The following is an 11,535-nucleotide window of genomic DNA, read 5'->3' as shown; positions in this document are numbered from 1 at the left end:
GCTACAGGCCATTTTGACTTGTATTTTTTGATATGACCGCACAACTCATAGACGGCAACGCCCTGTCCCGCCAACTACGCACCGAAGTCGCCCAGCGCGCTGCAGCCCTCAAAGCACGGGGCACCACGCCCGGCCTCGCTGTAGTACTGGTCGGCGACAACCCGGCGTCGCAGGTTTATGTGCGCAACAAGGTCAAGGCGTGCGAAGACAGTGGCCTGCATTCGGTGCTGGAAAAATACGAAGCCGGCATGACCGAAGCCGCGCTGCTGGCGCGCGTGCAGGCACTCAACAACGACCCCGCCATCCACGGCATCCTCGTGCAGCTGCCCCTGCCCAAGCACATCGACGCGCAAAAAGTCATCGAGGCCATCTCGCCCGCCAAGGACGTGGACGGTTTTCACATCGCCAGCGCCGGGGCGCTGATGACCGGTATGCCCGGTTTCTGGCCCTGCACGCCCTATGGCTGCATGAAGATGCTGGAGTCGCTCAATGACGGCAAGGGCTACGACCTCCGGGGCAAGCACGCGGTGGTCATTGGACGCAGCAACATCGTGGGCAAGCCCATGGCGCTGATGCTGCTGCAAAAAGATGCCACCGTCACCGTCTGCCATTCGCGGACAGCCGACCTCAAGGCCCAGACGCTGCAGGCCGATGTGATCGTCGCCGCCGTGGGCAAGCGCAACGTGCTGACTGCCGACATGGTCAAGCCCGGCGCCGTGGTGATCGACGTGGGCATGAACCGCAACGACGAAGGCAAGCTGTGCGGTGATGTGGATTTCGAGGGCGTGAAAAACGTGGCCGGCTGGATCACCCCTGTCCCCGGAGGGGTGGGGCCCATGACCATTACCATGCTGCTGGTCAACACCCTTGAAGCCGCCGAGCGCGCTGCGGGTGCATGACACCTGTCGAGCGCTGATTGCCAATTGCCGCCCACTTATCGCCGTTTCGCAACTTGAACCCGCGCCCCCAGGCGCCATCTACCACCGCATGAGCAACGCCCTCCTCGACTTCTCCGACCTTCCCCAGTTTGACCGGATCACGCCCGCTGACGTTGCCCCTGCGATGGACGCGTTGCTGGAGAAGGCCAGCGCGGCCCTTGAAACGGTCACGGCCGCCGATTTTCCGGCCCGCTGGGACGCCATTGCAAAGGTGCTGGATGTCGCCACAGAACATCTGGGCACGGCCTGGGGGGCCGTCAGTCATCTGAACAGCGTGGCCGACACCCCAGAGTTGCGCGCCGCCTACAACGCGGCGTTGCCCCGGGTCACCGAGTTCTGGACCCGCCTCGGAGCCGATGAGCGCCTGTACGCCAAGTACAAGGCCATCGACCCTGCCAGTCTGACCCCTGAGCAGCGCCAGGCCCACAAAAACGCCGTGCGCAACTTCGTCCTGAGCGGCGCCGAACTCACGGGGGCCGCCAAGGAGCGTTTCGCCGAGATCCAGGAGCGGCAGGCCGAGTTGAGCCAGAAATTCAGCGAAAACGCGCTCGACGCCACTGACGCCTTTGCCTACTACGCCACGGCCGAAGAACTGGATGGTGTGCCCGCTGACGTGCAGCAAACGGCGCTGGCTGCTGCCCAGGCCGAAGGCAAAAGCGGCTACAAGCTCACGCTGAAGATGCCTTGCTATCTGCCGGTGATGCAGTTCGCCACCCGCAGCGCACTGCGCGAAACCATGTACCGCGCCTACGTCACGCGTGCCTCTGACCAGGCCGAAGGCGACGCCCGGCGCTTTGACAACTCGGCGCTCATCGGTGAAATCCTGGTGCTGCGCCGCGAAGAAGCCCGGCTCCTTGGTTACGACAACTTCGGACAGGTGTCTGTAGTGCCCAAGATGGCCCAGTCGCCCGAAGAAGTGGTCACCTTCCTGCGCGATCTGGCGCGCCGCGCCCGTCCCTACGCCGAAAAAGACGTGGCCGATCTGCGCGATTTCGCAGCCAGCCAGCTGGGCCTGCAGGATCCACAGGCATGGGACTGGCCCTATCTTGCCGAGAAGCTCAAGGAGGCGCGCTATGCCTTCAGCGAGCAGGAAGTCAAAAAGTTCTTCACGGCACCCAAGGTGTTGGCGGGTCTTTTCAAGATCATCGAAACACTGTTCGAGGTCAGCATCCGCCGCGACAGCGCCCCTGTATGGAACGCCGCCGTAGAGTTTTATCGCATCGAGCGCAACGGGCAGCTGGTGGGCCAGTTCTATCTCGACCAACCCGCCCGCACCGGCAAACGCGGTGGCGCCTGGATGGATGACGTGCGCACACGCTGGCTGCGGCCCGACACCGGCGTGCTCCAGACGCCCGTGGCGCATCTGGTGTGCAATTTTGCCGATGGCGTGGACGGCAAGCCACCGCTGCTCACGCACGACGACGTGATCACCCTGTTTCACGAGTTCGGCCACGGCTTGCACCACATGCTGACGCAGGTGAACGAGCGCGACGTGTCCGGCATTGGCGGTGTCGAGTGGGATGCGGTCGAGTTGCCCAGCCAGTTCATGGAGAACTTCTGCTGGGAATGGGACGTGCTGCGCAACATGACCGCCCACGTTGACACTGGCGAGCCGCTGCCGCGCGTGCTGTTCGACAAGATGACCGCCGCCAAGAATTTTCAGAGCGGTATGGCAACCCTGCGCCAGATCGAGTTTGCGCTGTTCGACATGCTGCTGCACACCGACCACGATCCTGCCCAGGACTTCATGCCCTTGCTGGCCGAGGTGCGCAGCGAAGTGTCGGTGATGCCACCGCCCTCCTTCAGCCGCACGGCCCACACCTTCAGCCATATTTTTGCCGGCGGCTATGCCGCAGGCTACTACAGCTACAAATGGGCAGAAGTGCTGAGCGCCGATGCCTATGCGGCCTTTGAAGAAACCGCCCTCAGCGACGGTTTACCCAGCACCGAAACGGGTCGCCGCTACCGCGAAGCCATCCTGGAAGTGGGTGGCAGCCGCCCTGCCATGGAATCCTTCAAGGCATTCCGCGGGCGCGAGCCCAATCTGGACGCCCTGCTCCGCCACCAAGGCATGGCAGACTAATCCCTCGGCCCATCATTCTTTTGTACCGACTCTGACTCACCAGGAGATTGACCCATGCGCAAGCCATTGTGTACCCCGTTGCTGGCCTCGTTGCTGTTGGCCCTGGCGGGTGTCGGCGCCCATGCCCAGGCCGTGTATCGGATTGTCGGCCCCGATGGAAAAGTAACCTTCTCCGACCGGGCACCAGACACCGCCGCCAAGCCTGCTCAAAGCACCACGTCGGGCACGGGTGCCACCGGTGCGGCCCTGCCCTATGAGCTGCAGCAAGTCGCCACGCGTTTCCCGGTCACGCTTTACACGGGCACTGACTGCACGCCATGCAACAACGCGCGCAATCTGCTGGTGGGGCGCGGTATTCCCTTTACCGAGCGCACGATCACCACCAATGAGGACATTGATGCGCTGCAACGGCTCAGCGGAGGCAACGGCCTGCCGTTCGGCACGATTGGCGGCCAGCAACTGGCCGGGTTCTCCGACAGCGAGTGGACCCAGTACCTGAACGCTGCGGGCTACCCCAAGCAATCGCAATTGCCCTCAAACTACCGCCGCCCGCCCGCCACACCGCTGGTGGCCGTCAAGGCCGCGCAACCTGCGGCGCCCACGGCACCCGAAAACAGGGCGCCTGCAGAGCGCCAGCGCCCCGCTCCTGCAACAGACGGGCCCACGCCCAGCAATCCGGCAGGTATCCGGTTCTAAGCCCTGCTGCTGAAGCCGGCATGTGCCGGCCAAGCGGGCTCGTGCGTCAGTAGGTGAAGGTCTTCACCACACCCTGCGCTGTACCCAGAAGGCAAGCCGATGCCTTCTGGTGCGCAAACACTCCCACCGTCACCACCCCCGGCCACTGATTCACTTCAGATTCGAACGCCAGTGGGTCGGCGATGGTAAGGCCCGTCACATCCAGAATTTGCTGCCCGTTGTCCGTGAGCAGTGGTTGTCCATCTTTCATGCGCACCCGCGCCGCGCCACCCAGCGCGGCAAATCGCCGCGTGATGTGATGCGCCGCCATGGGAATCACCTCGACTGGCAACGGAAAGCGGCCCAGGGCCGCCACCAGTTTGGACTCATCGACGATGCAGACAAAGCGGCTGGCCAGGGCGGCCACGATCTTTTCGCGTGTCAGTGCAGCGCCCCCCCCCTTGACCATATAGCCGTGGCCGTCGATCTCGTCGGCACCGTCGATATACACCGCCAGCGACTCCACCTCGTTGGCATCGAACACCGGGATTCCCAGCGCCTTGAGCCGCTCGGTGCTGGCCACCGAGCTGGACACCGCGCCCCGAATCTGGTCCTTCATGCCGGCCAGTGCATCGATGAATTTGTTGACCGTGGAGCCCGTTCCAACGCCCACAATGCCGCCAGGCACCACGTATTGCAGGGCCGCCTGGCCTACCAGGGCCTTGAGTTCGTCTTGGGTCAGAGGGTGTGAAGTCGTCATGGGGGAGAATCAGAGGGTAATTGTCGAATTATCCCTCCATGTCCCTGATCCCCTACGCACTCACCCGCCCCCTTCTTTTTGGCATGGATGCCGAAGCTGCCCACGAACTCACCATGGACATGCTGGCGCGCGGACAGCGCACGCCGCTGCAGTGGGCCTGGTGCAATGAGACGGTGGATGACCCCATCGAGCTGGCCGGACTGACCTTTCCCAACCGCGTGGGCCTGGCTGCAGGCCTGGACAAAAATGCCCGCTGCATCGACGCACTGGGTGCGATGGGCTTCGGGTTTGTCGAGGTAGGCACCGTCACTCCCAAGGCACAACCGGGGAATCCCAAACCGCGCATGTTCCGCCTACCCGAGGCACGGGCACTGATCAACCGTCTGGGCTTCAACAACGATGGCCTGGACGCATTTCTCCGCAACGTGCAACAGGCACGCTTTCGCACGCTCCCGCGCAAGCACCCCATGCTGCTGGGCCTGAATATTGGAAAAAACGCCAGCACACCCATCGAAAACGCCACCAGCGATTACCTGACCTGTCTGGAGGGCGTGTATCCGCACGCGGACTACGTCACGGTGAATATCAGTTCACCGAACACGCAAAACCTGCGCGCACTGCAAAGTGACGCAGCACTCGACAGCCTGCTGGGCGCCATTGCCGAGCGCCGTGAAGCCCTGACCGAGCAATACAGCCAGACTGATGGCAGGGGCGCAACAAAGCCCCGCTGGGTTCCCATCTTCGTCAAGATCGCCCCCGATCTTGACGAAGCGCAGGTGTCGGTGATTGCGGCCACCCTTCAACGCCACGGCATGGATGGCGTTGTCGCAACCAACACCACAATCAGTCGGGAAGCCGTCAAAGGAATGCCCCATGCCAGTGAAATGGGCGGGCTCAGCGGTGCACCAGTGCTCGAATCCAGCAACCAGGTCATCCGGCAGCTTCGCTCAGCGCTGGGAAGCCGATTTCCGATCATCGGAGTGGGCGGCATCATGAGTGCAGAAGATGCACTGAGCAAGATTCGTGCGGGAGCAGATGTGGTTCAAATCTACACCGGCCTGATTTACGAAGGCCCTTCGCTCGTCTCGAAAGCAGCACGCGCTATCAAGGCGATGGGCTGACAGGCGGCTTGACCAGCAGCATCATGCGGATAGACGAAGCCATCACTGGCTCCGTCTTTTGGGTCAGCGCCGCAGGCGCATCACGAGAGGTAACACGACCCCCGCCCACCGGATCAGTCGGCGTGGGCCGGCTGCAATCGCTACGCCTGCCAGGGCGGCCACGGCGGCAGGATGTTGGCGGGTAAAGGCAATTGCGCGTGCCAGCAGCGGCGCATCTGCGTCGTCCCCCGCCGATACCTCGGCCAGGGCCTGGGACTGGATTCGGGCGGCGCGGCGCGCACGCAAGCGCTCCCGCTGCACGGCAATGCGTTCCAGCACCCGTTGTTGTGCCTGTGTTGCGTGTACAGGCAATGCCTGTTCAGAAGAACTCACAAGCGCTCCTTGATATCACGCCAGTCTTGCGACAATTCGCGCCGAGTGAGGGCAAAGCCACTGCCTGTGCTGCGCGCCACCGAAACGAGTTTGATGATGGCTGCGCACCAGGCCACCAGCCATACGCCAGCGACCACCCAAGCGACCATCACGCGGTGCGGCGTGTCCCAGAACTGCACCAGTATGGCGATCGACACCAGCACCAGGGTCACTACAGTAAGCCCGGTTACAGCAATCAACAGCACCAGCAGTTGTTGCAGGCGCTGCTTTTGGTCGAGCCACTCGAGGCGCGCCAGTTCCAGCCGGTCTTCAGCGGCTATGGCACCTTCAATGACATTCGCACGCCACCGCGCCACAAAGGCTTCAAGCCCAAGCAAGGAAAGCCAGTTCATACAAACCCTCCCTGCAACGGTGCGATGACCTGACAACGATCAGCGGCGCGCAAGCAAAAAGCCTACCAAAGCCCCTACCGCCAGCGCTGCGCTGGCTACGCGCCAAGGCTCATCATGTGCATAACGATCGGCAGCAAGTGCCGCATCCTTGGCCTGGCGGGCAGCTTCCTGTGCGGCGCGCACTGCCGATTCACGCACCGAATGCATGCCGTCATCCAGACGCTGGCGAAGCACCTTGATCTCGGGAAAGGCGTCCAGATCCCTGCTGGCCAACAAGCCGCGCAGATCGGAAACCAGTTTTTCGAGTTCGCCCTGGGTGGTGGTGGTGTCAGAAGCAGTCATACATCCCTTTCATTGCAATAAGTGAGCAGCCATGCAGCACAGATGTTGCGCCGGCATAAGGACCATCTTAGCGACATGCCCAAAAACCTTTCATATCGCTTGGTCGCAAAACGTTACCAACAGACAAAACCTTAACGCAGGTCAAACCAAGTGACGCACATGGTCAGCGATGGCCAGTGCGCTGGTGAGGCCCGGAGACTCGATGCCAAAAAGATTCACCAGCCCTGGCACGCCATGGTCTCGCGGCCCCTGGATCAGAAAGTCCGCCGCGGGCGCACTGGCGCCATGAATCTTGGGGCGGATACCGGCATAGCCCGGCGCCAGCGCTCCGTCGCGCAAGTCAGGCCAGTATTTGCGTACTTCGGCGTAAAAGGCGTCACCCCGCGCCGGGTCGACCAGCAGGTCATCGGCCGAATCCACCCATTGCACATCCGGACCGAACTTGGCCTGCCCACCCAGATCCAGCGTCAGGTGTACCCCCAGGCCTGCCGCCTCTGGCACCGGGTAGATCAGGTGGCTAAAGGGGGCCTTTCCAGTCAGCGTGAAGTAACCGCCCTTGGCGAAGTGCGCTGCAGGAACATGGCGTGCGTCGAGCCCGGAGAACTGCCGGGCCAGGGACGGCGCATGCAACCCCGCGGCATTGACCACCGTGCGGGCTTGCAGCCGCGTGCCATCCTTAGCTTCTAGAAAAATAGCATCTTGCGCACACTTGGCAAGGGCTAGAGGCGAATTTAATGCCACAAGCCCCCCGGCATGCTCCAGATCGCCTTGCAGTGCAAGCATGAGCGCATGGCTGTCCACGATCCCCGTGCTGGGCGAATGCAGGGCCGCCACGCATTCAAGGGCAGGCTCCAGCGCCCGGGCGACATCGCGTTCGAGCCACTGCAGGTCCAGAACACCGTTTGCAACGGCACGCGCCTGAATCGACCGAAGGCCTTCCAGCTGCTCCGTCGAAGTGGCCACCAGCAGCTTGCCGCAACGGCGATGCGGCACGCCGTGGGCGGCGCAATAGGCGTACAAAAGATCACGGCCCTGAACGCACAGGCGAGCCTTGAGCGAGCCCGTGGGGTAATACAACCCGGCATGAATGACTTCGCTGTTGCGCGAACTGGTGCCCGTGCCAATGGCGTCCGCCGCCTCCAGCACCATCACCTCCCGCCCTTGCAGCGCCAGCGTGCGGGCCACGGCAAGGCCCACAACGCCCGCCCCCACCACTACGCAATCGACCTGGTCTGTCATCTTTGTGGTCCTTTGTTCAAGACAAGCAGCCTACTTTAAAGGCTGGCGCAGGGCGCTTTTGAAAAGCGACTCCCCAAAATTGTCACCCCCAACGGCTGCAACATCGAAAGCTCGCACGCAGCGGGTTGGCGCAGGCCACCACAGCCAGCACCGGCATTGCCTGAATGCGCATGTGCACCGAAGCCGGTCAAGATATTGTCTGTGTGCCCGATGGGGACGAGCCAAAGAAAAAGGGCCTGACATTTCTGCCAAGCCCTTGATTTCATTCGAAAAACTGGTGGGTGATACATGGATCGAACATGTGACCCCTGCCGTGTGAAGGCAGTGCTCTACCGCTGAGCTAATCACCCGTCGCACACCCCATTACAGGAATTGCGATGCTGTCAACAGACTTGGTGGGTGATACATGGATCGAACATGTGACCCCTGCCGTGTGAAGGCAGTGCTCTACCGCTGAGCTAATCACCCTTGTCGCTGTGACAGCCTTCAATTATGGCACAGCTTTTCAGACTGTCTGAGCGGATCGCCAAATTGTTTTGCCACCACTGGCCTTGTCGATCTGTGTCAAGACTTCACTGTGGGCCTGGGCTTCCTGCTCGCTGGCCTGGATCACGGCCAGGGTGAAGCTGCGCAGGTCGATCGGAACAAAATCGGCACAACCGCCGCCTTCCTGCGCATCGTCGATGATCAAGAGTGCATCCTGGCCCCGCGTGAGGTTGATGTACACGTCGGCAAGCAGCTCGGCATCGAGCAAGGCGCCGTGCAGCGTGCGACTGGAGTTGTCCACGCCCAAGCGGTCACACAACGCGTCAAGCGAATTGCGCTTGCCGGGATAGAGTTCCTTGGCCATGGCCAGGGTGTCGGTAATGCTGTCCACAAAGCTGCGAAACGCGGGGCGCCCCACCAGTTCCAGCTCCTTGTTCAGGAAGCTCACGTCAAACGCCGCGTTGTGGATGATGATCTCGGCGCCCTGCAGATAATCAAGCAACTCGTCCGCCACGGCTGCAAACTTGGGCTTGTCCTTCAGGAACTCGTTGCTGATGCCGTGCACCCTTAGCGCGTCCTCGTGGCTGTCGCGCTCAGGGTTCAGGTAAAAATGCTTGTTGTTGCCCGTGAGCTTGCGTGCCACGAGCTCCACGCAGCCAATTTCAATGATGCGGTCGCCCCCTTCGGCGGACAGACCGGTGGTTTCCGTATCGAGAACTATCTGGCGTGACATCAGGCCTCCCGAGGTGCGCGCGCTGCGCGGCGCTGGGCATTCATGCGGCGCTGCCAATGAGCACGGTGCATTTCAGTGGTTTTCCTTGGCATGGTTGATGGAATATTTGGGAATCTCCACCACCAAGTCTTTCTGCGCGATGATCGCCTGGCACGAGAGGCGCGACTGGGGTTCCAGCCCCCAGGCGCGGTCGAGCAAATCCTCTTCTTCTTCCTCAGCCTCGTTGAGCGAGTCGATGCCCGCGCGCACAATGACGTGGCAGGTGGTGCACGCACAGCTCATGTCGCAGGCATGCTCGATGTTGATGTGGTTTTCCAGCAGCGCTTCGCAGATGGACGTGCCCGCAGGTGCATTGATCTCGGCGCCAGAGGGGCAATATTCAGGATGGGGCAGTATCTTGATGACGGGCATGGCGTCGCTTTTATAGACAGGTCTTGCACAACCGGTGCCGCATCCCCACGGGATACTTCGCCAAAATCAGCGACTGGACACCTGCGTTGATGCAGACCATGGTGGGTTAAAGGGTTTGTACGTTTTTTTCCGGCCAGGGCCTGCCGAATGCCGCGGTTCATGCGCTGCGCGGCAAAGGCTTCTGTGCCCTTGGCAAGGGCCTGGGTGGCTGCTTCAATGACGGCAGCATCGTCGCAATCGCGCTGCGTGGCCAAAGCCGCCATCAAGGCATCGATATCGGCGCGCTCTGACGCAGACAACACGTCGCCATCGGAGTCAAGGGCGCTCTGGGTGGCAATCAGCATGCGATCGGCATCCACGCGCGCCTCCACCACGGCCCGTGCGTGCATGTCCTGCGCTGCGGTGGCAAAACCATCCTGCAGCATCCGGGCGATCTGGTCGTCCGACAGGCCGTAGGAAGGCTTCACATCAATCCGGGCCTCTACACCACTGCCCTGCTCTCTGGCATTCACGCTCAAAAGGCCATCGGCATCGACCGTGAAGGTAACGCGGATACGGGCCGCGCCTGCCGCCATGGGCGGGATGCCACGCAATTCAAACCGCGCAAGGCTGCGGCAATCCTGCACCAGATCGCGCTCACCCTGCACCACATGGATGGCCAGTGCCGTCTGGCCGTCCTTGTAGGTGGTGAAATCCTGCGCCTTGGCGGTGGGAATGGTTTCATTGCGGGCCACGATGCGCTCTACCAAGCCACCCATGGTCTCAATACCCAGCGAGAGGGGAATCACGTCGAGCAGTAACAAATCTCCCGCCGTGTTGTTGCCCGCCAGCTGGTTGGCCTGAATGGCGGCTCCCAGTGCAACCACCTCATCCGGGTTGAGATTGGTCAGGGGCTCCTTGCCAAAAAACTCGGCTGCCGCGCGCTGCACCTGGGGCATGCGGGTGGAGCCGCCCACCATGACTACGCCCTGCACGTCATCGCGCGCAAGCTTGGCATCGCGCATCACTCGGCGCACAGCGGCCATGGACCGCGCGGTCAACTCGGCGGTAACCGCTTCAAAATCTGATTTTCTTACATCAAAATGCACTCTTCCGCCCGTCAGATCAGCGGTAAGCGCTACCATTTCAGTAGCTGTCAATGCCTCTTTGCAGGCTCTGGCTGCCATGCGGATGGCGGCCTTGTCGTCGGGGGTGTCGGCGGTCAGACCCTGCTGCTGAAGCACCCAGTTGGCAAGCGCCGCGTCATAGTCGTCGCCGCCCAAAGCAGAATCGCCACCCGTAGCGATCACTTCAAAAACGCCTTGCGTCAGACGCAAAACCGAAATGTCGAAGGTTCCACCGCCCAGGTCGTAAACGGCATAGACGCCTTCGCTGGCGTTATCAAGGCCATAAGCAATGGCCGCCGCAGTGGGCTCATTGATCAGGCGCAGCAGATGGATTCCCGCCAGCTTGGCCGCATCCTTGGTGGCCTGGCGCTGGGCGTCATCGAAATAAGCCGGCACAGTAATGACCGCACCGTACAGATCGTCATTGAAGGTGTCTTCGGCGCGGTAACGCAGCGTGGCCAATATCTCGGCGCTGATTTCGACCGGTGACTTGATGCCATCCGCCGTCACCACACTGACCATGCCACCAGCGTTGTTGTCAGGGTTCTGGACGAATTCGTAGGGCAGTTCTTCTGCCTGCGCCACGTCCTGCAGGCCGCGGCCCATGAAGCGCTTGGCCGAGGCAATAGTGTTGCGGGCATCACTGGACTGTGCCGCCACCGCGTCGTAGCCAATCTGCCGCCCACCCTGCTCTAGGTAACGCACCACCGACGGCAATAGCACACGCCCTTCGCCATCGGGCAGGCACTCGGCCACGCCGTTGCGCACGGCGGCCACCAGTGAATGCGTGGTGCCCAAATCAATGCCAACCGCGATGCGCCGCTGGTGCGGATCCGGGGATTGCCCGGGTTCGGAAATCTGCAAAAGCGCCATGGAA

11 protein-coding genes, 2 tRNA genes and 1 pseudogene are annotated in these 11,535 nt (G+C 61.9%); 4 read left to right on the top strand and 10 right to left on the bottom strand.

The features are described 5' to 3' along the window. Positions 1-32: 32 nt before the first annotated feature. From folD to K226_RS0112030, 3 genes are all read left to right on the top strand, one after another. The gene (gene folD, locus K226_RS0112040; RefSeq protein WP_024815048.1) at positions 33-899 is read left to right on the top strand and encodes a bifunctional methylenetetrahydrofolate dehydrogenase/methenyltetrahydrofolate cyclohydrolase FolD; all 867 of its coding nucleotides are present in this window, start codon (positions 33-35) and stop codon (positions 897-899) included. 88 nt (positions 900-987) lie between these two features. Further along, positions 988-3,021 (top strand): M3 family metallopeptidase, encoded by a 2,034-nt coding sequence (locus tag K226_RS0112035; protein WP_024815047.1) that lies wholly within the window; start codon positions 988-990, stop codon positions 3,019-3,021. Between the two features lie 54 nt (positions 3,022-3,075). Beyond that, positions 3,076-3,717 carry a glutaredoxin family protein gene (locus K226_RS0112030; RefSeq protein ID WP_024815046.1) on the top strand — a complete coding sequence of 214 codons (642 nt, stop codon included), beginning with the start codon at positions 3,076-3,078 and terminating at the stop codon, positions 3,715-3,717. A 46-nt stretch (positions 3,718-3,763) separates the two neighbouring features. Here K226_RS0112030 and rpiA read toward each other — a convergent pair whose 3' ends face one another. Beyond that, on the bottom strand, positions 3,764-4,456 hold the full coding sequence (rpiA, locus tag K226_RS0112025; RefSeq protein WP_024815045.1) for a ribose-5-phosphate isomerase RpiA: 693 nt from the start codon (positions 4,454-4,456) through the stop codon (positions 3,764-3,766). 38 nt (positions 4,457-4,494) lie between these two features. Between rpiA and K226_RS0112020 the strand changes: the two genes are divergently transcribed. Further along, entirely contained in the window at positions 4,495-5,577 is a 1,083-nt protein-coding gene (locus K226_RS0112020) for a quinone-dependent dihydroorotate dehydrogenase (protein WP_024815044.1), read from the top strand. Between the two features lie 63 nt (positions 5,578-5,640). Here K226_RS0112020 and K226_RS0112015 read toward each other — a convergent pair whose 3' ends face one another. From K226_RS0112015 to hscA, 9 genes and pseudogenes are all read right to left on the bottom strand, one after another. Next, positions 5,641-5,949 (bottom strand): hypothetical protein, encoded by a 309-nt coding sequence (locus K226_RS0112015; RefSeq protein WP_024815043.1) that lies wholly within the window; start codon positions 5,947-5,949, stop codon positions 5,641-5,643. Further along, positions 5,946-6,341, bottom strand: a complete 396-nt coding sequence (locus K226_RS0112010) for a phage holin family protein (RefSeq protein WP_024815042.1) — start codon at positions 6,339-6,341, stop codon at positions 5,946-5,948. Before K226_RS0112010 ends, K226_RS0112015 begins: the two co-directional genes overlap by 4 nt. Positions 6,342-6,380: 39 nt before the next feature. Then, positions 6,381-6,683 (bottom strand): YqjD family protein, encoded by a 303-nt coding sequence (locus K226_RS0112005; RefSeq protein ID WP_024815041.1) that lies wholly within the window; start codon positions 6,681-6,683, stop codon positions 6,381-6,383. Positions 6,684-6,824: 141 nt separating this feature from the next. Next, positions 6,825-7,922: an NAD(P)/FAD-dependent oxidoreductase gene (locus K226_RS0112000; protein ID WP_024815040.1), complete on the bottom strand. Its 1,098-nt coding sequence runs from the start codon at positions 7,920-7,922 to the stop codon at positions 6,825-6,827. 275 nt (positions 7,923-8,197) lie between these two features. Next, positions 8,198-8,272, bottom strand: a tRNA-Val gene (locus K226_RS0111995). A gap of 43 nt (positions 8,273-8,315) precedes the next feature. Continuing rightward, a tRNA-Val gene (locus K226_RS0111990) sits at positions 8,316-8,390 on the bottom strand. A gap of 37 nt (positions 8,391-8,427) precedes the next feature. Further along, a complete protein-coding gene (gene dnaQ / locus K226_RS18945; RefSeq protein WP_035241781.1) occupies positions 8,428-9,141 on the bottom strand; it encodes a DNA polymerase III subunit epsilon in 714 nt (237 codons plus the stop codon). A 72-nt stretch (positions 9,142-9,213) separates the two neighbouring features. Next, positions 9,214-9,552 (bottom strand): ISC system 2Fe-2S type ferredoxin, encoded by a 339-nt coding sequence (fdx, locus tag K226_RS0111980; protein WP_024815039.1) that lies wholly within the window; start codon positions 9,550-9,552, stop codon positions 9,214-9,216. 125 nt (positions 9,553-9,677) lie between these two features. Next, a pseudogene (gene hscA, locus K226_RS0111975) lies at positions 9,678-11,531 on the bottom strand (Fe-S protein assembly chaperone HscA); the annotation flags it as partial. Positions 11,532-11,535 lie beyond the last annotated feature (4 nt).

The organism is Acidovorax sp. JHL-3 (assembly GCF_000526295.1).
GTDB classification, from domain to species: domain Bacteria; phylum Pseudomonadota; class Gammaproteobacteria; order Burkholderiales; family Burkholderiaceae_C; genus Acidovorax; species Acidovorax defluvii.
The sequence above is the reverse complement of the archived record's forward strand: the minus strand, read 5'-3'. Positions and strand labels throughout refer to the sequence as shown.